The sequence below is a fragment of the Burkholderia torrens genome, from assembly GCF_984668525.1.
This window is the reverse complement of the sequence record NZ_OZ480211.1, coordinates 2,031,319-2,056,226: the sequence shown is the minus strand read 5'-3', so window position 1 is coordinate 2,056,226 and position 24,908 is coordinate 2,031,319. Positions and strand designations below refer to the sequence as shown.

23 protein-coding genes and 1 other RNA gene are annotated in these 24,908 nt (G+C 67.0%); 14 read left to right on the top strand and 10 right to left on the bottom strand.

Going from position 1 to position 24,908, the window contains the following annotated elements; all coding sequences use genetic code 11:
* Positions 1–7 precede the first annotated feature (7 nt).
* From AC5LXX_RS09405 to trxA, 8 genes are all read right to left on the bottom strand, one after another.
* Entirely contained in the window at positions 8–1,372 is a 1,365-nt protein-coding gene (locus AC5LXX_RS09405) for an MATE family efflux transporter (protein ID WP_493409307.1), read from the bottom strand.
* A gap of 2 nt (positions 1,373–1,374) precedes the next feature.
* Positions 1,375–3,207, bottom strand: a complete 1,833-nt coding sequence (locus AC5LXX_RS09400) for an ArnT family glycosyltransferase (protein ID WP_124450277.1) — start codon at positions 3,205–3,207, stop codon at positions 1,375–1,377.
* Between the two features lie 144 nt (positions 3,208–3,351).
* Positions 3,352–3,612 (bottom strand): type B 50S ribosomal protein L31, encoded by a 261-nt coding sequence (locus tag AC5LXX_RS09395; protein WP_059233999.1) that lies wholly within the window; start codon positions 3,610–3,612, stop codon positions 3,352–3,354.
* A 158-nt stretch (positions 3,613–3,770) separates the two neighbouring features.
* On the bottom strand, positions 3,771–4,604 hold the full coding sequence (locus tag AC5LXX_RS09390) for a M90 family metallopeptidase (RefSeq protein ID WP_493409306.1): 834 nt from the start codon (positions 4,602–4,604) through the stop codon (positions 3,771–3,773).
* A 38-nt stretch (positions 4,605–4,642) separates the two neighbouring features.
* The gene (locus AC5LXX_RS09385) at positions 4,643–6,199 is read right to left on the bottom strand and encodes an MFS transporter (RefSeq protein WP_493409305.1); all 1,557 of its coding nucleotides are present in this window, start codon (positions 6,197–6,199) and stop codon (positions 4,643–4,645) included.
* Positions 6,196–6,696 carry a MerR family transcriptional regulator gene (locus tag AC5LXX_RS09380; RefSeq protein ID WP_493409304.1) on the bottom strand — a complete coding sequence of 167 codons (501 nt, stop codon included), beginning with the start codon at positions 6,694–6,696 and terminating at the stop codon, positions 6,196–6,198. The genes AC5LXX_RS09385 and AC5LXX_RS09380 overlap by 4 nt, the downstream gene beginning before the upstream one ends.
* 127 nt (positions 6,697–6,823) lie before the next feature.
* Positions 6,824–8,086, bottom strand: a complete 1,263-nt coding sequence (gene rho, locus AC5LXX_RS09375; RefSeq protein ID WP_006478662.1) for a transcription termination factor Rho — start codon at positions 8,084–8,086, stop codon at positions 6,824–6,826.
* 195 nt (positions 8,087–8,281) lie between these two features.
* On the bottom strand, positions 8,282–8,608 hold the full coding sequence (gene trxA / locus AC5LXX_RS09370) for a thioredoxin TrxA (RefSeq protein WP_006402348.1): 327 nt from the start codon (positions 8,606–8,608) through the stop codon (positions 8,282–8,284).
* 388 nt (positions 8,609–8,996) lie between these two features.
* On the opposite strand from trxA, the gene ffs reads away from it, so the two are divergent.
* The 10 genes from ffs to AC5LXX_RS09320 all read left to right on the top strand — a co-directional run bounded on the left by ffs (position 8,997) and on the right by AC5LXX_RS09320 (position 18,583).
* Positions 8,997–9,095: signal recognition particle sRNA small type (gene ffs / locus AC5LXX_RS09365), an RNA gene on the top strand.
* A gap of 127 nt (positions 9,096–9,222) precedes the next feature.
* Positions 9,223–11,589 carry a DNA polymerase III subunit gamma/tau gene (locus AC5LXX_RS09360; protein WP_493409303.1) on the top strand — a complete coding sequence of 789 codons (2,367 nt, stop codon included), beginning with the start codon at positions 9,223–9,225 and terminating at the stop codon, positions 11,587–11,589.
* 95 nt (positions 11,590–11,684) lie between these two features.
* Entirely contained in the window at positions 11,685–12,011 is a 327-nt protein-coding gene (locus AC5LXX_RS09355) for a YbaB/EbfC family nucleoid-associated protein (RefSeq protein WP_014896896.1), read from the top strand.
* Between the two features lie 31 nt (positions 12,012–12,042).
* On the top strand, positions 12,043–12,639 hold the full coding sequence (gene recR, locus AC5LXX_RS09350) for a recombination mediator RecR (RefSeq protein WP_006478665.1): 597 nt from the start codon (positions 12,043–12,045) through the stop codon (positions 12,637–12,639).
* A gap of 48 nt (positions 12,640–12,687) precedes the next feature.
* Positions 12,688–13,893 (top strand): CaiB/BaiF CoA transferase family protein, encoded by a 1,206-nt coding sequence (locus tag AC5LXX_RS09345; RefSeq protein WP_006496407.1) that lies wholly within the window; start codon positions 12,688–12,690, stop codon positions 13,891–13,893.
* A 226-nt stretch (positions 13,894–14,119) separates the two neighbouring features.
* Positions 14,120–14,881, top strand: a complete 762-nt coding sequence (gene surE, locus AC5LXX_RS09340) for a 5'/3'-nucleotidase SurE (protein ID WP_322083791.1) — start codon at positions 14,120–14,122, stop codon at positions 14,879–14,881.
* The gene (locus AC5LXX_RS09335) at positions 14,878–15,810 is read left to right on the top strand and encodes a protein-L-isoaspartate(D-aspartate) O-methyltransferase (protein WP_493409302.1); all 933 of its coding nucleotides are present in this window, start codon (positions 14,878–14,880) and stop codon (positions 15,808–15,810) included. The genes surE and AC5LXX_RS09335 overlap by 4 nt, the downstream gene beginning before the upstream one ends.
* Before the next feature lie 5 nt (positions 15,811–15,815).
* Positions 15,816–16,703 carry a peptidoglycan DD-metalloendopeptidase family protein gene (locus AC5LXX_RS09330; RefSeq protein WP_493409301.1) on the top strand — a complete coding sequence of 296 codons (888 nt, stop codon included), beginning with the start codon at positions 15,816–15,818 and terminating at the stop codon, positions 16,701–16,703.
* Between the two features lie 11 nt (positions 16,704–16,714).
* On the top strand, positions 16,715–17,803 hold the full coding sequence (rpoS, locus tag AC5LXX_RS09325) for an RNA polymerase sigma factor RpoS (protein WP_493409300.1): 1,089 nt from the start codon (positions 16,715–16,717) through the stop codon (positions 17,801–17,803).
* Positions 17,804–17,806: 3 nt separating this feature from the next.
* Positions 17,807–18,583: a 3'-5' exonuclease gene (locus tag AC5LXX_RS09320; RefSeq protein ID WP_493400856.1), complete on the top strand. Its 777-nt coding sequence runs from the start codon at positions 17,807–17,809 to the stop codon at positions 18,581–18,583.
* A 30-nt stretch (positions 18,584–18,613) separates the two neighbouring features.
* Here the strand turns inward: AC5LXX_RS09320 and AC5LXX_RS09315 are convergent, their stop codons facing one another.
* Positions 18,614–19,468 carry an endonuclease/exonuclease/phosphatase family protein gene (locus AC5LXX_RS09315; RefSeq protein WP_493409299.1) on the bottom strand — a complete coding sequence of 285 codons (855 nt, stop codon included), beginning with the start codon at positions 19,466–19,468 and terminating at the stop codon, positions 18,614–18,616.
* A gap of 163 nt (positions 19,469–19,631) precedes the next feature.
* Here AC5LXX_RS09315 and rlmD point away from each other — a divergent pair, with 163 nt between their 5' ends.
* Positions 19,632–21,086, top strand: coding sequence for a 23S rRNA (uracil(1939)-C(5))-methyltransferase RlmD (gene rlmD / locus AC5LXX_RS09310; protein WP_493411112.1), 1,455 nt, complete (start codon positions 19,632–19,634; stop codon positions 21,084–21,086).
* A 63-nt stretch (positions 21,087–21,149) separates the two neighbouring features.
* Here the strand turns inward: rlmD and AC5LXX_RS09305 are convergent, their stop codons facing one another.
* Positions 21,150–21,848, bottom strand: coding sequence for a Bax inhibitor-1/YccA family protein (locus AC5LXX_RS09305; protein ID WP_006761414.1), 699 nt, complete (start codon positions 21,846–21,848; stop codon positions 21,150–21,152).
* 249 nt (positions 21,849–22,097) lie between these two features.
* Between AC5LXX_RS09305 and ndk the strand changes: the two genes are divergently transcribed.
* The 3 genes from ndk (at position 22,098) to AC5LXX_RS09290 (ending at position 24,902) form a co-directional block, all read left to right on the top strand.
* Complete coding sequence (ndk, locus tag AC5LXX_RS09300) at positions 22,098–22,523, top strand: nucleoside-diphosphate kinase (protein WP_011352265.1); 426 nt, start codon at positions 22,098–22,100, stop codon at positions 22,521–22,523.
* Positions 22,524–22,578: 55 nt separating this feature from the next.
* On the top strand, positions 22,579–23,718 hold the full coding sequence (gene rlmN, locus AC5LXX_RS09295; RefSeq protein WP_011549686.1) for a dual-specificity RNA methyltransferase RlmN: 1,140 nt from the start codon (positions 22,579–22,581) through the stop codon (positions 23,716–23,718).
* 164 nt (positions 23,719–23,882) lie between these two features.
* Positions 23,883–24,902: a helix-turn-helix domain-containing protein gene (locus tag AC5LXX_RS09290; RefSeq protein WP_493409298.1), complete on the top strand. Its 1,020-nt coding sequence runs from the start codon at positions 23,883–23,885 to the stop codon at positions 24,900–24,902.
* Positions 24,903–24,908: the final 6 nt, after the last annotated feature.

Here is a 24,908-nt window from a genome sequence, read left to right as displayed (position 1 = left end):
CCGTGCGTCAGGTGGTGGCGGAGGCGGCGGAGGCGTGCGCGCGGCTCACGCGGCGCAGGTACAGCACGAGCCCGGCGCCCGCGAGCATCAGGCTGACCGTGTTCGCGAACCAGAAGCCGCGCGCGCCCGTCAGCCATGCGGGGGCGATGCCGCCGACGTCGAAGCCGAGCACGTAGCCGCCGCTGAGGCCGACGCCCCACAGCGCGACGGCATAGATCACGGTCGGCACGACGGCCACCTTGTACGCGCGCAGAACGAACGCCGACGTGACCTGCAGCGCGTCGAAGCAGTGGTAGCACGCGACGATCGCGACGAGCGGCATCGCGGCCGCGGCGACGTCCGGGTTCGGCGTATAGCCGCCGATGATCAGCGGGCGCAGCGCGAACACGAGCACGCCATAGGCGGCGGCCACGCCGCACGCGAACATCACGCTGTGCCGGCCGAGCAGCCGCGCTTCTTCCGGACGTCCGGCGCCGAGCGCGCGCGCGACCAGCGTCGATGCCGCCACGCCGATCGACAGCGGCGTCATGTACAGCACCGCGCCGATGTTGCCGGCGATCTGGTGACCGGCGAGCGACGTCGTGCCGAACTGCGCGATGAACAGCGCCATGCACGTGTACGACGTCACCTCGATCAGGTACGACAGGCCCATCGGCACGCCGAGTTTCAGGATTGCCTTCTGGCGTTCCCAGACAGGCCAGCAGAAGCGCGAGAAGATCGCGAGCGGCGCGAACACGTCGAGCTTCGCGAGCAGCGTGTAGCCGATCAGCGCGAGCGCCCAGTTGATCAGCGTGCTGGCGAGCCCGCAGCCCGGACCGCCGAGGGCCGGTGCGCCGAACCCGCCGAAGATGAACCACACGTTGAGCGGAAACTTGAGCAGCAGCGCGCCGATCTGCAGGATCATCGCGAGCCGCGGCTTGCCGGCTGCGTTGGTCAGCGCGTTGTAGATGCGGAAGACGAGGCTCGCGGGCAGCCCGTACGACAGGATGCGCAGGTAGTCGACGGTGCGGTCGTGCAGCGCGGCGGGCGCGTGCGCGACGCGCAGCAGCGGCTCGGGAAAGTGCAGCAGCAGGAAGCCGGGAATCGCGAGCAGCAGCGCGAGCCACAGCGCCTGGCGGACTTCCTCGCCGATTTCGGCATAGCGCCGCGCGCCGTACAGCTGCCCGGTGATCGGCTGCAGCGCGGAGAGGATGCCCGTCAGGCCGATATAGATCGATACGTAGATCGACGAGCCGAGCCCCAGCGCGGCGAGATCGACGGCCGAGTAGCGGCCGACCATCGCGGTGTCGATCACGCCGAATGCGATGATCGCCAGCTGGCCGACGAGCACCGGCCACGCGAGACCGACGATCCGGCGGATGTCGCCGAACATCGTCAGTCGGCCGCCTGGCGGCGCGGCGGGCGCTTCTTGACGGGCGTCTTCGGCCGTTCGATGCGCTCGTACAGGCGGAAGCGTTCGTCACGGTCGGCGACGCGGCGGCCTTCCCACACGAGACGCCACACGTATTGCGACATCGCGCTCGGCTCGCCGAAGTCGGCGCGGTCCTGGCGCAGGATCACGTCGCAGTCGCCGGAGAAATCGAAGTGCATGTTGCCGAAGTACGCGAAGGTCGCGATCTGCGCATCGCCGAGCCGCACGGGCGAGATGCACTCGTAGTCGGACGGCAGGTGTACGGCGATCTGTTGCGCGACATCGCGATAGGTCCGGCCGTAGTTGACGATCGGCAGCCACAGCGTCATCAGCAGCACCCACATCAGCGTGGTGCCGGCGCCGGACAGCACGACGCTGCGCCACAACACCTTCGGCTGTCGCGAGATGCGCCAGCGCACGAGAAAGCACCAGCACACCGTGACGATCACCGCGCAGATGAACGACAGGATCTTGAAATGCGGCTCGTAGCCGGGCACGAGGCGCGCGAGGTTGCGTGCGAGCGGATGCGGGAAGCCGGTGAGCGACGCGAGCCAGACGAGCCACACGAAGGTGCCGAGGATCGTGAAGCTCAGCACCGCGAACCAGTCGATCGCGTTGATCGCGCCGCGCTTGAGGGTCGGCAGCGCGAACGTCGCGAGCACCGCGAGCGGCGGCATCAGCAGCATGTACATGCGGTTCGACTGCTGGCTCTGCAGGATCACGAGTGCGACGAGCGGCACGGCAACCGACAGCGGAATCGCGATGTGCGCGCGCCGGCGCATGCCGGCCCAGCTCCACCAGGCCCAGATCGCGAGCGGCCACGCGGGCCACGTGAACAGCGGCAGGTTCTTTGCTGCATAGCCGAGCACGGCCGTCGGCGGGCCCGAAAAGCGCATCAGGCTGCCGTGGATCCACTGGTTGAAGAACCACGCGGCGTCGTCGGGTGCCGCGACGAAGGCGGCGATCGGCCACAGCGCGAAGATCGCGGCCGCGAGCGGCACGCCGATCAGCGGCAGGCGCAGGTTGCGCATCTCGGGCGTGACGAGCCACAGCGCGGCCGTGCCGGCGAGCAGCGCGACGACCAGCACGGGATTGCCGGACAGCCCGACGAGGCCGATCGCGAGGCCCCACCACAGCGCGCCCTGCAGCGGCTTGTCGATGCCGCGCACGATCCCGTACACGAGCATCGCGATCCACGCGAACTGCGCGAGCTGCGGCGTCGTTTCATGGCCGCGTTCCGCGAGACCGAAGCACGCGACCAGCACCAGCAGCGCGCCGTCGGCGAGCGTGCGGCCGTAGTCGCGCGGCTCCGGTTCGCCGCCGAACGCGTATTTGAACGGCTGGACCTCGGCGCGCCGGCCGAGCAGGTAGGCCGCGTACCAGACGAATGCGCACGCGACGCAGAACAGCACGCCCGTATCGACACGCGACGCGTTGCTGGCATCGACCCACGGGCCGAGGCCGCGGATCGACAGCGCGCCGAGCCAGTAGCCGAGCGGCCCGTCGGTCGTGATGAACTTGCCGACCAGATTCGGCAGCAGCCAGTCGTGCCAGCCGCCCTTGGCCATCGTCCACATCACGCCGAAGCCCGCCGCGTCCTCGTTCTTCCACGGGTCGCGGCCGAACAGGCCGAACGCCGCGTAGACGAGGCAGAGCGTGAGCAGCAGCCAGCGCGGTAGCGCACGCGTGGCGGAGGCGGTGAGACGGACGACAGGCTTCATGCAGATGAGCGTTTTGTTATGGGCGGGCGTCCGGCGCGGTCGCGCGCGGACGAGCCGGTTTCGAGCATCCGGCATTGTAGACGCGCCGGCGCTGGCGCGTCAGGTCGATGCCCGGACGCCGGCCGGCCGTTTCCGGGCGAGCAGAGACAAAAAAGGGCAGCCTGGGCTGCCCTTTTGTGCGATACCGGTGCGTTGCAGCCACCGGATGCGGTGCGAAGCTTACTTCGCCTTGCCGTTGGCGCGGACGCCGAACTTGTTCTTGAACTTCTCGACACGGCCGGCCGTGTCCATGATCTTTTGCTGACCCGTGTAGAACGAGTGCGATTCCGACGACACTTCGATCTTGGCGAGCGGGTAGGTCTTGCCGTCGAGTTCGATGTTTTCGCGCGTCTGGATCGTCGAGCGCGTGATGAACTTGAAGCCGTTCGACATGTCTTGGAAGACGACTTCGCGGTAGTTCGGGTGGATGCCTTCTTTCATGGTCTTTCCTTGGTGAGAGCGGTAGCCAACCCGCCGCTTGCCGTGCCGGCCTGCGCACATTGCGCAATACCGGAGGACGCCAAGCCCGGCGCGAGCCACTTGCCTAAGGTCGAAAAACGGCGATTATGCCAGAAAATCAGATGGTTGACGAATAATTTTCATGATGCGTCGAGCGCGCCGGTACCGGCCGGATCCTGCCGGTAATAGTGCGCGAGCAGCCGATACAGCTCCGGAAATTCGGACTCGAACGCTTTCGGCCGGACGAACAGCGCCTCGCTGCACACCGCGAAGAATTCCGACGGGTGGTCGGCCGCATACGGATCGATCAGCGAATCGCGCTCGAAGCGCGCCCACGCACGGTCCGGCACCGCGTCGACGCGTGCACAGAACTGGTCGTACGCATGTTCGAAAACGTCGGCCCACGCCTGCGCGTCGAGGTGCGGCGCGTGCCAGCGGCGAAACAGGGGCGGATAGCCGTCGGCGGCGCCGTTGACCATGTCGATCTTGTGCGCGAATTCGTGGATCACGACGTTGTACGCGTCCCGGCCGTCGGTCATCTGCGCGTCTTCCCACGACAGGATCACCGGGCCGCCTTCCCAGGCCTCGCCGCTCGCGTCCTGCTCGACTTCGTGGACGACGCCGTCCTCGTCCTGCACGGTCTTGCGGATCACGAATTCGCCCGGGTACACGACGACGCCGACCCAGCCGTCGTACAGCGACAGGTCGAGATTCAGCACGGGGAGGCAGGCCTGCGCGGCGATCGCGACGATCATCTCGTCGGTCAGTTCGAGCCCGTGCGCGGTCGAGAACGACTTCTTCGCGACGAACAGGCTCGTCAGCTCGCGCAGCCGGCCGAGCGCGTCGGGCGCGAGCGCCGCGAGGAACGGCAGGCGCTCGACGGTGTCCTGCCACAGCGCGTCGGAGATCGGGTGGCTGCGCAGCGCGCGGTCGCGGCGGCGGTCGTCGAGCCAGCGGGTGAGTTTCGAGAGCATGGAGACGGCGGACGATGATCCAAAGCCTGTCTTTTAACTCAATCGATCTCTTTTTGCCATGCTGCGAAGACGCCGCCGACGAGCGCGACGCCCGCCAGGAAGTAAAAGCCGTCGAGCGACGCGAGGAACGACGCCTGTTGCGCGACCATCCGCGCGATCGACGCGATCGCGAGGGCGTGCGCATCGTTCAGCGCGTGACCGGCCGCGGCGTAGCTGCGCGTCAGCGCGTCGACGGTCTGCTGGAACAGCGGATCAAACACGTTCGCGCGCTCGACGAGCCGCGTCTGGTGCACGGCCACGCGATGCTGCTCGACGATGATCACCGACGACGTGGCGAACGAAATCGTCAGTTGCCGCACGATGTTCTTCAGCCGGTAGCCGTGCGTGTATTCGTCGATCGCGAAGATCCGGAACGTCAGGTTGGCGACCGGCAGCACGATGAAGAGCAGCAGCAGCCCGCGCAGCAGCAGCGGGACGATCAGCGCGGCTTCGCCGACCTGCGGCGTCATGCGCGTCATCCACAGCGCCGCCGTGACGGCAATCGCGAAGCCCGGCGCGACGAACCACTTCTTGTGCGTGACGAGCTTCGCGTAACGCAGGTACGCGAACAGCGCGGTGGCCGAAATCAGCGACATCGTGCCCACCAGGCGCCCGGCGTTCTCGACCGGATAGCCGAGCCCGCTTTCGAGAAACCGCGACGTCAGGTAACTGAAGCCCGTCGACTCGTAGTAATAGAACATGTAGAGCAGCAGCCCGACCTGGAAGGTCCGCTCGCGAAACGCATGCAGCCGCACGAGCGGTGTCGGGTGGTGCCACTGGTGATAGGCGAACCCCGCGAGCGCGCCGATCCCCGCGATCGTCAGCAGGATCAGCATCGGCGAGCCGCTGTAGAGCTGGTAATGCACCTGCTGCAGCACGATCTGCAGCGCGCCTTGCGCGAGCGCGAACACGACATACGGCCAGAAGTGGCCGGAGCCGCGTGCATCGTCGGGCGTGCGGCCCGAGTCGGGCAGCGTGAGCAGCGCGAGGATCGCGAATGCGATGCCGGCCGGCGCCGTGCACGCGAACAGTGCGCGCCATGTCGAATGGGCGACGAGCAGCCCGCCGACGATCGGCGCGAGCGCGCTGCCGAGCAGGATCATGATCAGGAACGCGCGCGTCGCGGGCGGTCGTTCCTGCGGCTTGAAGCTGATCTGGATCAGGATCCGGCACGCACCCATCATCGGCCCGATGAAATATCCCTGGAAGCCGCGCGCGAACGCGAGTTGCAGCGACGTATCGGCGAGCGCGGCCGCGATCGCGCCGAACGAGAACATCAGCATGCAGCCGGCGACGTAGCGGCGATGGCCGAGCCGGTCGACCCACCATTGCTGCTGCAGGATGCCGAGCACGGCCGTGACCGCATAGGCGCTCGACGACCAGACGAGCTCGTCGGGCGACGCGTTGATGCCGCCCGCGATATAGCTGGCGAAGAACGAGAAGACCGCGTTGTCGAAGTAGTCGACGCCGGTGACGAGTGCGAGTGCCCACGGGAACAGGTCGGTGCGCAGGTTCGCGCGGCTCCACAGCGGCGGGCGGCCGGGCACCGCGTTCATTCGCGATCCTTGCGCGCGCGCCGTGTGCCGGCTTCGGCCTGTCGCTGCGCGATCAGCGCATCGGCGTTCTCGCCGGCGAGGCGCCGCTCGACGTAGTCGATGTCGTGCTGCAGCTCCTTGCGCAGCGCGACGGCTTCCTTCAGTTCGCGCTGGACGGCCGCGATCCGCCGGTCGAGCGTGTCGATCTGCTCGGCGAGGCCGGTGCGGATGTCGCGCAGCGACGCGTCCGAATAGCGGCGCCGGCCGTCGCCCGTTTCTTCCAGCGGGCGCTTCAGCATTTCGGTGATGCCGTGCAGCGAGAAGCCGAGCGCGCGCAGCCGCAGGATACGCGCGAAGCGCTCGAGGTCGGCTTCGTCGTAGAGGCGGTAGCGGCCCTCGCTGCGTGACGGCGTGACGAGGCCGCGCTCTTCGTAATACTTCAGCGTGCGCGGCGTGACGCCGAGCCGCGCCGCGGCGTCGCTCACGGTCAACAGCGGGGTGGAGGCGTCGTTCGGCATCGGGAGGAGCGCTCGGTCGGGGCGATGACGCGATTATAGATCAACCTGTACGTTCACGTTCAGGTTAGGGCCGAAAAACGGCCGCCGGGCAAGCTGCGCGGGCGGCCGTCTTGCGGGGCGGAGGCGATCAGCCGCCGCGGCGCATCAGGTCGAAGAACTCGGAGTTGCTCTTCGTCTGGCGGATCTTGTCGAGCAGGAATTCCATGGCCTCGACTTCGTCCATGTCGTGGATGAACTTGCGCAGCACCCAGATCTTCTGAAGGATCTCGGGCTTGATCAGCATTTCTTCGCGACGCGTGCCCGACTTGTTCAGGTTGATCGACGGGTAGACGCGCTTTTCCGCGAGACGTCGCTCCAGGTGCACTTCCATGTTGCCGGTGCCCTTGAACTCTTCGTAGATCACGTCGTCCATGCGGCTGCCGGTCTCGATCAGCGCGGTGCCGATGATCGTCAGCGAACCGCCTTCCTCGATGTTGCGCGCCGCGCCGAAGAAGCGCTTCGGACGCTGCAGTGCGTTCGCGTCGACACCGCCCGTCAGCACCTTGCCCGATGCGGGGATCACGGTGTTGTACGCACGCGCGAGACGCGTGATCGAGTCGAGCAGGATCACGACGTCGTGCTTCATTTCGACGAGGCGCTTGGCCTTTTCGATCACCATTTCGGCGACCTGGACGTGGCGCGTGGCCGGTTCGTCGAACGTCGAGGCGATCACTTCGCCGGCGACCGAGCGCTGCATTTCGGTCACTTCTTCAGGGCGTTCGTCGATCAGCAGCACGAACAGGATGACATCCGGGTGGTTCTGCTTGATCGCGTGTGCGATGTGCTGGAGCATCACGGTCTTGCCCGACTTCGGCGACGCGACGAGCAGGCCGCGCTGGCCCTTGCCGATCGGCGCGATCATGTCGATGATGCGGCCCGTGACGTTCTCTTCGCCGCGCATTTCGCGTTCGAGCGACAGCGGCTTGTTCGGGTGCAGCGGCGTGAGGTTCTCGAACATGATCTTGTGTTTCGAGGCCTCGGGCGGCTGCCCGTTGACTTTGTCGACCTTCACCAGCGCGAAGTAGCGCTCGCCGTCCTTCGGCGTGCGGACTTCACCTTCGATGGTGTCGCCGGTGTGCAGGTTGAAGCGGCGGATCTGCGACGGGCTGATGTAGATGTCGTCGGTGCTCGCGAGGTACGACATTTCCGGCGAACGCAGGAAACCGAAGCCGTCCGGCAGCACTTCGAGCGTGCCGTCGCCGAAGATCGTCTCTCCCGTCTTGGCGCGCTTCTTGAGGATGGCAAACATCAACTCCTGCTTGCGCAGGCGGTTCGCGTTTTCGATCTCCAGGCCATTGGCCATTTCGATCAGTTCGGAGACGTGCAGAGACTTGAGCTCGGATAAATGCATACGGAGAACCCGCCAGGGAGGAGAAGCGACGAAAGAAAATAAGGGAGGAGGGCGAGCGGAAGCGCTCAGAGACTTAAATGCGTCTTGTCGACGTTTTTTAATTCTAGCATAGGCCGATTCGCGCTTGAGCGAGCGATCGGTGGCTCGACGACGGACGTGTTGCCGGCTGACAACACGTCCGTGGAACTGCCGGTATTACAGGTGGCTGTCCAGGAATGCGGTGAGCTGCGACTTCGACAGCGCGCCGACCTTTTGCGCGGCGGCCGCGCCGTTCTTGAACAGGATCAGCGTCGGAATGCCGCGCACGCCGAACTTCGCGGGCGTGGCCTGGTTGTCGTCGACGTTGATTTTCGCGATCTGCAGCTTGTCGCCGTAGTCCTTTGCGACTTCGTCGAGGATCGGGGCAATCATCTTGCACGGGCCGCACCATTCGGCCCAGAAATCGACGAGCACGGGCTTGTCGGATTTGACGACGTCCTGTTCGAACGATGCGTCGCTGATGTGTTTGATCTGTTCGCTCATTGGGTCAATACCTCTTACGGTTCGGGGACTGCCTGCTTGCGCGTTGCGGCGTACCGGCCGCCGTAGGCTGCCGGCCGCTGCGGCAGGTCACTCCGCTCCGGAAAGGAGGGGCGTAAGCGCTGCGTGGCGCGGCTCGCGGGTCGTTCGGGCGTCATATTAGCCTAAATTGCTATCTGCTGCGGGCGGCGATAGTAGCCGCTACGCGAGTAGGGGTACGACGCGACGTTCGACCGTTGTGCCATGCAGGTGGAGGCCGGCCTGCAAATTACAAGGGGCGGGCGCGCATGCGCGTCGTGCGAACGGGCGGCGCGCCGGTTTGTCCGGCGATATGCGCATTGATGCGAACAAACGGTCGCATTCATCCGGAAGCGGTGATAGAATATGCCGTGACGGGCCTCCTCGCATGGTGGGGCGGTGAACCTGGTCAGGTCGGGAACGAAGCAGCCACAATCGTTTTCCGCCAGTGCCGAGGGTTGGGCTCGTCACCTTCCTTCTCGCCCCGTTCGTAGGGCGTTTTTTATTTCTGCATCACACTCCGTTCGACCCGCACCTTGCCCGCTCTCCGCACCGTTTCGCGTGTCGGCGCGACGCGGCGTTACTGATACAATTTCCCGATGACCTATCAAGTTCTCGCACGCAAGTGGCGTCCGAAGGATTTCGCTTCGCTCGTCGGCCAGGAGCACGTCGTCAGGGCGCTCACGCACGCGCTCGACGGCGGGCGTCTCCATCACGCCTATCTGTTTACCGGAACCCGCGGTGTCGGCAAGACGACGCTGTCGCGGATCTTCGCCAAGGCACTCAACTGTGAAACCGGCGTCACGTCGCAGCCGTGCGGCGTGTGTCGCGCCTGTCGCGAAATCGACGAGGGCCGTTTCGTCGATTACGTCGAGATGGATGCCGCGAGCAACCGCGGCGTCGACGAGATGGCCGCGCTGCTCGAGCGCGCGGTGTACGCGCCCGTCGATGCGCGCTTCAAGGTCTACATGATCGACGAAGTGCACATGCTGACGAACCACGCGTTCAACGCGATGCTGAAGACGCTCGAAGAGCCGCCGCCGCACGTCAAGTTCATCCTCGCGACGACCGATCCGCAGAAGATTCCCGTCACCGTGCTGTCGCGCTGCCTGCAGTTCAACCTGAAGCAGATGCCGGCCGGGCACATCGTGTCGCATCTCGAGCGGATCCTTGGCGAAGAGCGGATCACGTTCGAGCCGCAGGCGCTGCGCCTGCTCGCGCGCGCGGCGCAGGGCAGCATGCGCGATGCGCTGTCGCTCACCGACCAGGCGATCGCCTATTCGGCGAACGAAGTGACCGAGTCGGCCGTGTCGGGCATGCTCGGCGCGCTCGACCAGACTTACATGGTGCGCCTGCTCGACGCGCTCGCGGCCGGCAGCGGCCCCGAAATCCTCGCGATCGCCGACGAAATGTCGCTGCGCAGCCTGTCGTTCTCGACCGCGCTGCAGGATCTCGCCAGCCTGCTGCACCGGATCGCGTGGGCGCAGTTCGCCCCGGGATCGGTACTCGACGAGTGGCCGGAAGCAGCCGACCTGCGCCGCTTCGCGGAGACGCTGAGCCCCGAACAGGTGCAGCTGTTCTATCAGATCGCGACGGTCGGCCGCGCGGAACTCGGTCTCGCGCCGGACGAGTACGCCGGTTTCACGATGACGCTGCTGCGGATGCTCGCGTTCGAGCCGGCCGTTGCCGCCGGCAGTGCGCCGGGCGGTCAGCCGTCCGTGCCGCGTGCCGTGCCGGCGCCGCGCGCTGCCGCGGCATCGGCATCGGCCGCCGCGGCGAAGCCGGTAGCGGCTGCGCCCGTCGAGGCGGCGCGTCCGCAGGCGGCCGCACCGATCGCACCTGCCGTGCGTTCGGCGCCTGCCCGGCCCGACGGCGAAGCCAGCCCGCCGGCCGCGAAGCCGGCTGCCGTTCAGGCGCCTGAGCCGATGCCGGCTGACGCACCCGTCGTCGACACGCCGCAGCCGGCAGCGGATGCCGCGCAGCAGGCAGCGCCGGCAGGCGACATGCCGCGGCCTGCCCGCAACGAACCCGAGCCGCCCGCGGCTGCTGCTGCGGTTGCGCAGCGAATCGAAGAACCTGCGGCGCCGGCCGCACCGGTGCCGCGCGCTGCGCCGCCGGAGCCGGCTGCACGTCCGGCCGCGCGCGCAGGCGGCGCTGCTGCCGCGCTCGACGTGCTGCGCAATGCCGGGATGCGCGTGTCGTCCGATCGCGGGCGCGCAGGCGCGGCGCCGAAACCGGCGGCCCAGCCGGTCGTCGAGAAGCCGGCCGCACCGCGTCCCGCCGTGCAGGTACAGGTGCCGGCGCCGCGGGCTGCGGCCCGTGCGCCGCAGGCTGCCGATTCGCGCCAGGCCTCGCCGCCGTGGGAGGACATTCCGCCCGACGACTACGTGCCGCTCAGCGCCGACGAAATGTTCGACGGCCCCGACGACGGCTTCGTGCCGGTGTTCGACAGCGGTCCCGACGATGTGCGCGTGACGCCGAAGCCGGTGGAAGCGCGTCCGTCCGCACCGGTCGACTCGCGCCCGTTGCCGCCCGCGATCGCGCTGGATCCGGTCGGTTTCGACGGCGAATGGCCGGCGCTGGCCGCGCGGTTGCCGCTGAAGGGCGTCGCGTACCAGCTCGCATTCAACAGCGAACTGACGGCCGTCGATGCGACCACCCTGAAGCTGTCGGTGCCGGTGCCGCAGTACGCGGACGCCGCCCAGGTGGCGAAGCTGAAGGCGGCGCTGGCCGACGCACTCGGCAAGCCGGTCGAGGTGGCCGTCGAGGTCGGGCCTGCACGGCGCACCGCGGCGGCGCTCGATGCGGCCGCGCGCGCGGCGCGCCAGCGCGAGGCCGAGCAGGAGATTCACGGCGATCCGTTCGTCCAGCAGCTCGTGCGCGACTTCGGTGCGCGCATCGTCGAGGGTTCGGTCCGTCCGCTCGCCGATTCGGCGCCGGACGGCGTGCCGCCGACGCTGCATTGAACTGACCGCCCCGCGACAGGCACAATCACGCCCCGCACACTTTGGCCGGCACGCGCCGCGTGCCGGTTTTCACACGATCAAGAAGGAGTATTCCCATGTTGAAAGGCAACCTCGCCGGACTGATGAAGCAAGCGCAGCAAATGCAGGAAAACATGAAGAAGATGCAGGAGCAGCTTGCGCTGATCGAAGTCGAAGGGCAGTCGGGCGCCGGCCTCGTCAAGGTGACGATGACGTGCCGCAACGAAGTGCGCCGCGTCGCGATCGACCCGAGCCTGCTCGCGGACGACAAGGACATGCTCGAGGATCTCGTCGCCGCAGCGTTCAACGACGCCGTGCGCAAGGCGGAGGCGACGTCGCAGGAAAAGATGAGCGGCATGACCTCGGGCCTGCCGCTGCCCCCGGGCTTCAAGCTGCCGTTCTGAGCGCAGCGTCCTTGCCACTGTTTGCCGCCGTATGAAACAGCCGTCCGCCCTGTCCGCTCTCGTCGAAGCGTTGCGCGTGCTGCCCGGCGTCGGGCCAAAATCCGCGCAGCGCATGGCGGTCCACCTGATGCAGCACGACCGCGAGGGCGCGGAGCGGCTTGGCCGGTCGCTGCTGTTCGCGACCGAGCACCTGCAGCACTGCGAAAAGTGCAACACGTTCACCGAAGCGCAGATCTGCGAGGTCTGCAGCGACGAGGAGCGTGATCCGACGCTGCTGTGCGTCGTCGAAACGCCTGCCGACCAGATCATGCTCGAGCAGACGATGACGTATCGCGGGCTGTATTTCGTGTTGATGGGGCGACTGAGCCCGCTCGACGGGATCGGCCCGAAGGAAATCCATTTCGACCGGCTCGTGCGGCGCGCGTCCGACGGTGTCGTCAAGGAGGTCGTGCTCGCGACCAACTTCACGAACGAGGGCGAAGCCACCGCGCATTACCTCGGCCAGACGCTGAAGGCGCGCGGCCTGGCGGTCACGCGCCTCGCGCGCGGCGTGCCGGTGGGCGGCGAACTCGAATACGTCGACGCGGGCACCATCGCCCGCGCGATGCTCGATCGCCGCACGATGTAAGCCGGGCGCCGCCTCTCGGCGGCGCCGTTCCTCATGCCAGGGAGACACATGAGCACCAGCCAGGGCCCGCTCGCGGGCGTCAAAGTGCTCGAATTCGGAACGCTGATCGCGGGGCCGTTCGCGTCGCGGCTGTTCGCCGAATTCGGCGCGGAAGTGATCAAGATCGAGGATCCGAACGGCGGCGACCCGCTGCGCAAGTGGCGCAAGCTCCACCCGGAGCAGGGCGGCACGTCGCTGTGGTGGTCCGTCCAGGCGCGCAACAAGAAATCGGTCACGCTGAACCTGAAAGCCGACGCCGGCAAGGCGATCGCACGGCAGCTCGCGAGCGAGGCCGACATCGTGATCGAGAACTTCCGTCCCGGCCTGCTCGAGAAGCTCGGGCTCGGCTACGACGTGCTGTCGGCCGACAACCCGGGTCTCGTGATGGTGCGCCTGTCCGGCTACGGTCAGACGGGCCCGTATCGCGACCGGCCCGGCTTCGGTGCGATCGCCGAATCGATGGGCGGGCTGCGCCACATCACCGGCTATCCCGATCTGCCGCCGCCGCGCATCGGCATCTCGATCGGCGACTCGATCGCCGCGCTGCACGGCGTGATCGGCGCGCTGATGGCGCTGCATCACCGCAAGGTCAACGGCGGTGCAGGGCAGGTGGTCGACGTTGCACTGTATGAAGCCGTCTTCAACATGATGGAAAGCGTGGTGCCCGAATATGGCGTGTACGGGATGGTGCGCGAGCGCACCGGCGCGTCGCTGCCGGGTATCGTGCCGTCGAATACCTATGCGTGCCGCGACGGCAGCATCGTGATCGGCGGCAACAGCGACCCGATCTTCAAGCGGCTGATGAAGGCGATCGAGCGCGACGACCTCGCCGACGATCCCGCGCTCGCACAAAACGACGGGCGCGTACCGCGGACGCAGGAGATCGACGACGCGATCGCCGCATGGCTTGCACCGCGCACGATCGACGAGGCGCTGGTCGTGCTCAATGCGGCCGACGTGCCGGCCGGGCGCATCTACAGCGCCGCCGACATGTTCACCGATCCGCAGTTTGTCGCCCGGCAGATGATCCAGCGTTTCAAGCTGGCCGACGGTACCGACATTCCGCTGCCGAACATCACGCCGAAGCTGTCGGACACGCCGGGCGAAACGCGCTGGCTCGGGCCCGAACTCGGCGAGCATACGGACGAGGTGCTGCGCGGCCTCGGCTATGACGCGCAGGCGATCGCCGCGCTGCGCGAAGCGGGCGCCATCTGAGGGAAGCGCTCGCGGACCTGTCGCTTCGCGCCAGGTCCGCGACGCAGGCATCCGCCGACGGGGCCGCTTTCGACGTGGAAAACCCGGGGCGGCATGGCGTTTTCCCGAGTGTGCAGAAGGCCGCCGCGCCATGCGGCGGCGCACCGTGCGCACCTGCGCGCACGCGTGCGTCCGCGCCCGCCGGACTGTCGCTCTCGCGCCATCTTTCCTCGGTTACAATCGCCGGATGCGAATCCTACTCAGCAACGACGACGGCTATCTCGCCCCCGGTCTCGCCGCGCTCAGCGAAGCGCTGCAGCCGCTGGGCGAGCTCACGGTGATCGCGCCCGAGCAGAACTGCAGCGGCGCGTCGAATTCCCTCACGCTGTCGCGGCCGCTGTCGGTGCAGCGTGCGGCGGGTACGGGTTTCTTCTACGTGAACGGCACACCGACCGATTCGGTGCACGTCGCGTTGACGGGGATGGCCGATGCGAAGCCGGATCTCGTCGTTTCCGGGATCAACAACGGCCAGAACATGGGCGAAGACACGCTCTATTCAGGGACAGTTGCGGCCGCCACCGAAGGCATCATGTTCGGCGTGCCAGCCATCGCATTCTCGCTGGCCGACAAGGGCTGGGCCCATCTGGCGGACGCCGCGCGCGTCGCCGCGGAGATCGTCGAGCACTACCTCGCGCATCCGCTGCCGGGCAACCCGCTGCTGAATGTCAATATTCCGAACCTGCCGTACGACGAGCTGAAGGGCTGGAAGGTCACGCGGCTCGGCAAGCGCCATCCGTCACAGCCGGTGATTCGCCAGACCGACCCGCGCGGCGAGCCGATCTACTGGATCGGCGCGACGGGCGCGGCGCTCGACGCGAGCGACGGCACCGATTTCCACGCCGTCGCAAACGGTTTCGTGTCGATCACGCCGCTGCAGCTCGACCTCACGCATACGCAGATGCTGCCCGCGACGCGCGAATGGGCGCGCGCCGGAGGGCGGGCTTCATGAGCGGCGAGCGCGCGAAGCGGTTCCCGCTCGCGCTCGAAGATCTCAAGCGAGCGCCACGCAAATCGGAAGGCCGGGCCGGTGAACGCCATGCGGCGGTCGCGGTGTCGAAGGCTGCCGACAAGCCCGCTGCCGTGCTGAAACCGGTTGCGGTGAAGCCGGCCGTCGTGCGTGCGCCGCTATCCGGCAGCGGCGCCGCGAAGCCCGCGACCGCGCCGAAGCCAACCGCACTGAAGCCCGCGATGCCGAAACCGGCCGCGCCGAGCGTCGCGCCGGCCGGCGCGTTCGCGCTCACGTCGGAACGCGTGCGCGAGCGGATGGTCGAACGACTGCGCGCGAACGGCGTGACCGACGCGCGCGTGCTGGACGCGATGGCCGCGGTGCCGCGCCACCTGTTCGTGGATCCGGGGCTCGCGACGCAGGCCTACGAGGATTCGGCGCTGCCGATCGGCCACCAGCAAACCATTTCCAAGCCGTCGGTTGTCGCGCGCATGATCGAGCTCGCGATGGCCGGCCGCACACTCGAGCGCGTCCTCGAGATCGGCACGGGTTGCGGCTATCAGGCCGCCGTGCTGAGCCACGTGGCACGCGACGTGTATTCGATTGAACGCATCAAGCCGCTCTATGAGCGCGCGAAGCTGAACCTGCGGCCGCTGCGCGTGCCGAACATCCGTCTGCACTACGGCGACGGGCGTATCGGCCTGCCGTCCGCGGCCCCGTTCGACGCGATCGTGATCGCGGCGGCGGGGCTCGACGTGCCGCAGGCGCTGCTCGAGCAGCTCGCGATCGGCGGGCGGCTCGTCGCGCCGGTCGGCGCGCAGAGCGGGCAGCACCAGGTGCTCACGCTCGTCGAGCGCGTCGCGCACGCGCAATGGCGAGAGTCACGGCTTGATCGCGTTTTCTTTGTCCCTTTAAAATCCGGAGTGATTTGAAACCGATGAGTATGTTGCGCGCGATGCAAAACAACCGATCCAGGGAACCGCTCACGCTCGCCCAGCGCGCGATCTGTGTGGCTGCGTTCTCCACGCTACTGGCCGCCTGTGCGACGCGGCTCGACAACGCGCCTGTCGTCGATCGCTCCGGCTCGCTCGGCACGACCGGTACCGCGCAGCCCGCAGCGCCGCTGCCGCCGGCGCCGCCGGGTTACTACCGGGTGAAGCCGGGCGACACGCTGTACCGGATCGCACTCGAGAACGGGCAGAACTATCGCGACATCGCGGCGTGGAACAATCTGGCGAACCCGAATCAGATCGAAGTCGACCAGCTGCTGCGCGTTTCGCCGCAGGCCGGTGCCGCCGTCGCGGGTACGCAGGCCGCCGCGCCGATCGCGGGCGCCGCCGTTGCGACCGCGCCGCTCAGCAGCGGCCCTGCAACGCCGGCTGCCGGTACGTCGTCGTCGAGCGCGACGCCGCCTGCCACGGCAGCCGCATCGAGCGATACGGCTGCCGCGCCGAGCGGCCCCGTGACGTTCGCCTGGCCCGCGCGCGGCCCTGTGCTGAACGGGTTCGACGACGCGAAGAACAAGGGTGTCAACATCGGCGGCACGGCCGGCGAAACGGTGAAGGCGGCGGCTGACGGTCGCGTCGTCTATTCCGGTAACGGCCTGCGCGGCTACGGCAACCTCATTATCATCAAACACGATGCAACTTACCTCACGGCGTATGCACACAATCGCGCTTTGATGGTAAAAGAGGGGGACGCGGTAACGAAGGGGCAGAAGATCGCCGAGATGGGTAACAGCGATGCCGACCGCGTGATGCTGCATTTCGAGGTTCGCCGGCAGGGTAAGCCTGTCGATCCGCTGAAGTATTTGCCGCCTCAATAACCGAGACGACCATGCCGAAATCGAAGCGCCACGAGCCGCAAGCCGAATCTGAGAAGATCAGTCGTGCCACGCAAGCATCGGTGGGGCGAACGGGTGCTTCGACGGACGACGAGGACGATATCGCGGACAACGAACGCGATATCGAGGCACGCGACTCGGAGGCGGACGGTGGCGACGACGAGCGCGAAGGCCGCTCGGAAGCGGCGCCCGACGTCGACGATTTCCGCACGATACTGCAGGCCGAGCTCACGGCCGACACGATCCAGCATTACCTGAACCGAATCAGCGTGAAGCCGTTGCTGACCGTCGAGGAGGAGCAGCGCTATTCCCGGCTGGCGAAGGCTGGCGAATTCGAGGCGCGGCAGGTGATGATCGAGCGCAACCTGCGTCTCGTCGTCAGTATCGCGAAGGGGTATCTGAACCGCGGCGTGCCGCTGCTCGACCTGATCGAGGAAGGCAACCTCGGCCTGATGCACGCGATCGAGAAGTTCGACCCGACGCGCGGGTTCCGTTTCTCGACCTATGCGACATGGTGGATCCGGCAGAGCATCGAGCGGGCGATCATGAACCAGGCCCGCACGGTGCGCCTGCCCGTGCACGTGATCCGCGAACTGAACCAGGTGTTGCGCGCGAAGCGCCACCTCGAAAAGAATTCGATGTCGACGGGCGAGGCGGCCGAGCGCCGCGAAGCCAGCATCGACGACATCGCCTATCTCACCGGCAAGACCGCCGAGGAAGTCACCGACATCCTCGCGCTCAACGAGCACACGGCGTCGCTCGACGCGCCGCTCGACCTCGATCCCGCGAGCAGCCTGCTCGACCTGCTGCCCGACGACCAGAGCCAGTCGCCCGACGCCGAGGTGCAGCACCGCGAGCTCGAAACGTTGACGCGCGCGTGGCTGTCGCGGCTGTCCGACAAGCATCGGCACGTGATCGAGCGCCGCTTCGGCCTGAACCACATCGAACCGGCGACGCTCGAGGAGCTCGCCGACGAGATGGGGCTCACGCGCGAGCGCGTGCGGCAGATCCAGCAGGAAGCGCTGGTGCGCCTCAAGCGGTTCTTTGCCTCCAACGGCGTGCGCAAGGACGCCGTTCTGTAACTGATGACACCGATTCTCGTTTTTGACATCGAGACGATTCCCGATGTCGACGGCATTCGCCGTCTGGAAGACCTGCCCGCGACGCTCGACGATGCCGCGGTGGCCGAACATGCGTTCGCCGCGCGCCGCGAGAAGACCGGCAGCGATTTCCTGCCGCATCACCTGCAGCGGATCGCGGCGATCTCGTGCGTGTTCCGCGACAACAGCGGTTTTCGCGTGCGTTCGCTCGGCACGCCGCAGGACAACGAAGCGACGCTGATCCAGTCGTTCTATCGCGTGATCGAGAAATACACGCCGCAGCTCGTGTCGTGGAACGGCGGCGGCTTCGATCTGCCGGTGCTGCATTACCGCGCGCTCGTGCACGGCATCCCCGCGACCCGCTACTGGGATCTCGGCGAGGACGACCGCGAATTCAAGTGGAACAACTACATCTCGCGCTATCACTCGCGGCATACCGACCTGATGGACGTGCTCGCGATGTATCAGGCGCGCGCGAACGCGCCGCTCGACGCGCTGGCGAAGCTGTGCGGCTTCCCGGGCAAGCTCGGGATGGACGGCAGCCAGGTGTGGCCGGCGTTCCGGGATGGCCGGATCGACGAAATCCGCAACTATTGCGAAACCGACGTCGTCAACACCTACCTGCTGTACTGCCGGTTCCAGTTGATGCGCGGCGGCCTGACGCCGAGCGAGTACGCGGACGAGATCCTGATCGTGAAGAACGCGCTCGCGCTGGAGCCGGCGCCGCACTGGGCCGAATACCTGGCCGGCTTTGACGCGTAGCACGGGCGGCCCGCGCCGCAACCGGCGCGATCATGCCAGTTCGAGCAGCACCGGCTGGTGATCGGATGCGCGCACGTCGCCGTCGATCTCGCAATGCATGACGCGCGGCAGCAGCGTCTCGGTCACGAACACGAAGTCGCACGCGAGCGGCCCTTCTGACCATTGCACCGTATCGTAGACGCCGGCTGTCGGTGGCGGCGTGCGGCCCGGGTGTTGTGCGACCCACGCGTCGGCGAAGCGAGGCGCGTCCGCGATCGGGGCCAGGAAGCGCCGGTATGCGTCGCTGTCGAACGCACTGTTGAAGTCGCCGCAGGCGATCGCATCGCGCGGCTGGCCGGTCGCGCTGAACGGTCCCTCGGTCGTCTCGGCGGGCGCCGGCCGTTCCGCGTGCGCGCAGGCCTCGCGATGGCGGTCGCGCAGTGCATCGACCTGCGCGAGCCGCTGGCGCGCCGAGTAATATTCCAGATGGGTGGTCGCGACGCGCAGCGGGCCGAAGGGTGCCAGCAGTTCGACGTCGAGCGCGACGCGCGGCATCGACGGCGCACCGGCGTCGGCCGGCCATGGCAGCAGCTGGCGCAGTACGCGTCCGACCGGCAGCCGCGTCGCGATCGCATTGCCGAACTGGCGGCGCGGTGCGCCCCGTTCGATCGCCGGCAGGTCGGTGCCGATCGCTTCGACGATCGTGTAGCCGGGCAGCAGCGCCGCGAGTTCGGCGAACTGGTCGGGGCCGGGGCGGCCGGGCAGCGCGCCGAAGCCGCGCGTGACCTCCTGCAGGCACAGCACGTCGAAATCACCGAGCCGCCGGATCGTCGAGACGGTGCGGGACAGGTCGACGACGCCGTCCGCGTCCCGACCCCATTGAATATTCCAGTCGATCAGTCGCATGGTCGAATCTCCTGACGGATGGACGTCGGGCTTCAGGCTGGCCCCGACGCGTTCCGCGGCCTTGCGAGGCAGTCGGCCGCGTGAGCGGGCTGCGCAGCCGTTTCGACTCCACGCGGGGCCGTCCATCATCAAGTATCGACGGTTGCGCCATCCAAAGCAGGCGATACGGGCCTGCGTCGTCTACAATCTCGCCTTCTTCAACGTTTGTCAGGAAAAGCTGGTGTCCGAAGCCGTCCCCACTTCTGCGCGCAAATCGAAAAATGCGCCCGTCGCGCCCGGGCCCGCCCCGGTTCTCGAGATCGAATCGCTCGACATGGAAGCGCGCGGTGTCGGCCGCACGATCACCGAGGACGGCGAGCCGGGCAAGGTCATCTTCGTCGAAGGCGCGCTGCCGGGCGAACGCGTGACCTATTCGAGCTACCGCCGCAAGCCGAGCTACGAGCAGGCGACGGTTGTCGACATTCTGCGCCCGAGCGTGATGCGCACGCGGCCGAAATGCAAGTTCTTCGGGACCTGCGGCGGCTGCTCGATGCAGCACCTCGACATGCGCGCGCAGGTGGCCGTCAAGCAGCGCGTGCTCGAGGACAACCTGTGGCACCTGGCGAAGCTGCGCGCGGAAACGATGTTCGCGCCGATCCACGGCCCGTCGTGGGGCTATCGCTATCGTGCGCGCCTGACCGTGCGCAACGTGGCGAAGAAGGGCGGCGTGCTGGTCGGCTTCCACGAGAAGAAGAGCAGCTATGTCGCCGACATGACGAGCTGCGAAGTGCTGCCGCCGCACGTGTCGGCGATGCTCGTGCCGCTGCGCCGGCTTGTCGAGGGGCTGTCGATCCGTGACCGGATGCCGCAGATCGAGCTGGCGGTCGGTTCGGAAGTCACCGCGCTCGTGTTGCGCGTGCTGGAGCCGATCAACGCGGACGACGAAGCGCTGCTGCGCGCGTTCGCCGACGAGCACAAGGTGCAGTTCTGGCTGCAGCCGAAGGGCCCGGACACGGTGACGCCGTTCTATCCGCTCGACGTGTCGCTCGACTATACGCTGCCGGAATTCGGCATCCGCATGCCGTTCAAGCCGACCGACTTCACGCAGGTCAACCACCAGATCAACCGCGTGCTGGTGGGGCGCGCGCTGCGCCTGCTCGCGCCGTCGCGCGACGACCGCGTGCTCGACCTGTTCTGCGGGATCGGCAACTTCACGCTGCCGCTCGCGCGGCTGTCGCGCGAAGTGATGGGCATCGAGGGCAGCGACACGCTGACGACGCGCGCGTTGGCGAATGCGCGCGAAAACGGTGTCGACGGCCACACGACGTTCGCGTGCCGGAACCTGTTCGAGGTGACGGGCGACGACCTCCGCGCGCTTGGCGCCTTCGACAAGTTCCTGATCGACCCGCCGCGCGAAGGCGCGCTCGCGGTGTCGAAGGCGCTGGCCGAGATCGCGCAGAGCGGCGAAGGCCCGCTGCCGAAGCGGATCGTCTACGTGTCGTGCAACCCGTCGACGCTCGCACGCGACGCGGGCCTGCTCGTGCACGAGGCCGGCTACCGGCTGAAGGGCGCCGGTGTCGTCAACATGTTCCCGAATACGTCGCACGTCGAATCGATCGCGCTGTTCGAGCGCGACTGAGCCGGGCGGCGGACGTAAAAAAACCGGCCCGCGGGCCGGTTTTTTCATGATGCGCCGTGAACGTCAGTTGCGGTTGCCGCCGAAGATGCCGAGCAGGGCAAGCAGGTTCGTGAACACGTTGTACAGGTCGAGGTAGATCGCGAGCGTGGCCGAGATGTAGTTCGTCTCGCCGCCGTTCACGACGCGCTGGACGTCGAACAGCATGTAGGCCGAGAAGATCGCGATCGCGAGCACCGACACGGTAAGCATCAGCGCCGGCAGCTGCAGGAAGATGTTCGCGACCGACGCGAGCAGGATCACGATCACGCCCATGAACAGCCACTTGCCGAGACCCGAGAAGTCGCGCTTGCTGACGGTGGCGATCGTCGCCATCGCGGCGAAGATGATGCCGGTGCCGCCGAACGCGAGCATGATCAGCGACGGGCCGTTGGAGAAGCCGAGGATGAAGCTCAGCAGCCGCGACAGCATCAGGCCCATGAAGAACGTGAAGCCGAGCAGCACGAACACGCCGGCCGCGCTGTTCTTCGTCCGCTCGATCGCGAACATGAAGCCGAACGCGATCGCGAAGAAGGCGAGCAGGCTCATCATCGGGCTCGTGGCCGCGAACAGCGAGAAGCCCGTCGCGACGCCGACCCAGGCGCCGAGCACGGTCGGCACCATCGACAGCGCGAGCAGCCAGTACGTGTTCCGCAGCACGCGGTTGCGAACCTCGGCGGTGCTGACGGAACCGCCGCGGCCGAAATTGTACGGATAGTCGTTCATGGTTTCTCCTAACATTGAACGCGTGGGCGTCCGGGGCCGGTTCGGCACACGCGGTGTGCGGCGCAGCAAACCGGAGCAGCTATGGCTAAGATACGTTCCGTGCCCGGAGGTTTCAATGGCCGGGCGGCACAAAACATAGGGATTCTGAACCTTTCACGTGTGTAAGGGTTCAATCGCAATGATACACGGGATCGTGCTACAATAGCGGATTCATTTGAACCTGTAACTTCTTAATTTTTTGGAGTTTTTATGGCAATCGAGCGCACCCTGTCGATCATCAAGCCGGATGCGGTGGCAAAGAACGTGATCGGCCAGATCTACAGCCGTTTCGAAGGCGCCGGCCTGAAGATCGTCGCTTCGCGCATGGCGCACCTGTCGCGTGCCGACGCAGAGAAGTTCTACGCGGTTCACGCAGCACGTCCGTTCTTCAAGGATCTCGTCGATTTCATGATCTCGGGCCCGGTGATGATCCAGGTTCTGGAAGGTGAAGGCGCGATCCTGAAGAACCGCGACCTGATGGGCGCGACGGATCCGAAGAAGGCGGAAAAGGGCACGATCCGCGCCGATTTCGCCGACAGCATCGACGCGAACGCGGTGCACGGCTCGGACGCTGCAGAAACGGCAGCGGTCGAAGTCGCGTTCTTCTTCCCGGAAATGAACGTTTACTCGCGTTAAGCCCTGGCTGACAGCAAGTAGGCAGGATTCAGCGCACGCGGCAAGGCAGCACATCATGACGAGCGAAACTTCCGTCAATCTTCTCGACTTCGATGCCGAGGGTCTTGTCGCGTACTGCGGCAGCCTTGGCGAGAAGCCGTTCCGCGCCAAGCAGTTGCAGCGCTGGATCCACCAGTACAACGCCGGCGATTTCGACGGCATGACCGATCTCGCGAAGTCCCTGAGAGAAAAGCTCAAGGGCCGTGCGTCGATCGTGATGCCCGATATCGCCAGCGATCACGTTTCCACCGACGGCACGCGCAAGTGGCTGATCGACGTCGGAAACGGCAATGCGGTCGAAACCGTGTTCATCCCGGAAGAGACGCGCGGCACGCTGTGCGTGTCGTCGCAGGCCGGATGTGCGGTCAACTGCCGTTTCTGCTCGACGGGCAAGCAGGGTTTTTCCCGCAACCTGTCGACAGCCGAAATCATCGGCCAGCTCCGCATGGCCGAATTTGCGTTGCGAGCGTCGCTGGGCCGTGCGCCCGGCCCGAACGGCAAGGCCGAACGGGTCGTCACCAACGTGGTGATGATGGGCATGGGCGAGCCGCTCCTGAATTACAGTGCGGTCGTGCCCGCGATGCGGCTGATGCTCGACGACAACGCGTACGGCCTGTCGCGCCGTCGCGTCACGCTGTCTACGTCCGGCGTGGTGCCGATGATGGACCGCCTCGGTGCCGAGTTGCCGGTCGCGCTGGCCGTTTCGCTGCACGCGCCGAACGACGCGCTGCGCGACGAGCTGGTGCCGCTCAACAAGAAGTATCCGCTTCGCGAGCTGATGGCTGCATGCCAGCGCTATCTGAAAGTCGCGCCGCGCGACTTCATTACTTTCGAATACTGCATGCTGGACGGCGTCAACGACACCGAAGCGCATGCGCGCGAACTGCTGGCCGTCACGCGCGACGTGCCGTGCAAGTTCAATCTGATCCCGTTCAATCCGTTTCCGGAATCGGGCCTCATCCGCTCGAAGCCCGAGCAGATCAAGCGCTTCGCCCAGGTCCTCATCGACGCGGGTGTCGTCACGACCGTGCGCAAGACGCGCGGCGACGACATCGATGCCGCGTGCGGCCAGCTGGCCGGCGCGGTGAAGGACCGCACGCGCCTGGCGGAACGAACGGGCGCAGCAGGAAAAATCATCGAAGTTCGGGCAGTTTGACGGGGGCACCTGGCCGGGGACGCCCGAACCCTTTGGCGGTGCAGCACGCGAATAGCGATCGGTCGCGGCGCCTTGGCGCCGCGCATGGTATGGACAGTTGCGGGTGCCGGCCGGCGGGAGCCGGAGGCGCTCGCCAGTGAAGAAGAATCGACGCGAGGACAAGGATGAGTGAGCCGCAGCCGACAAACGGCGCAGAGACGAATGCCGCGAAACCGGCACCGGCGGGACTGGAATCGCTGGCTGCGGTCGGCAGCCGGCTGGCGCAGCTTCGGGAGACGAAAGGCTGGTCGGTCGACGACGTGTCGGCGCGACTCAAGGTCGCACCGCAGAAGCTCCGGGCGCTCGAGGCCGGCGACATCAGCCATTTGCCCGGTGTGACGTTCGCGCTCGGTGTCGTGCGCAGCTACGCGAAGATGCTCGGCGTCGATCCGGAACCGTTCGCGCAGGCGTTGCGCCGTGAGCGCGGAGTGCCGGAAGTCGACCTGTCGATGCCCGCGTCGTCGGGCACGGATCTGCCGCGCGGCCGCGTGTCGATTCCGCTGGGCGGTTCGTCGCGTCACCACCCGTGGCTGTGGGGAACAGCCATCGTCGTCGTCGCGGTGGTCGCCGTACTGATGTGGCACACTGGCGGCGATTCGTCGAGCCTGCTCGCGCGCTTCAAGGGCAACGACGCGGAGCACGCGTCGGCGGCGAGTGCGCCGGCTGCGTCGTCGGCGTCTGTCGAGGAAGCAGCCGCGAGCGGCGCGTCGACTGTCGCCGCCAATGAGGTTCCGGCCCCCGCAGCGGCATCGGCGGCCCCGGCGCAGGCGATTGCATCCACGGTCCCGGCGCCCGTGGCGCCGGTCGCGACGGCCGCTGCATCGCAGCCGGTCGTGGCCACGACGGCGGCAAGCGCCGCCGCGCCGGCCCAGCCGGCGAGCGTCGTGGTGGCGGCAGGCCAGTCGATGGTCGAACTGAAGGTCAAGCAGGATTGCTGGTTCAGCGTGCGCGACAAGAATGGCAAGGAGCTGTTCTCGGCGCTGGTGCGGGCTGGCGAGACGAAGCAGGTGGCCGGCGACGGGCCGTTCAAGGTCACGATCGGCAACAAGGCAGGCCTCGACGCAGTCGCGTTCGACGGAAAACCTGTCGATCCGGCAAAATATTCGGCAGCGCGGGGTAATGTGGCACGGTTCACGTTGCCCTGACGTCAA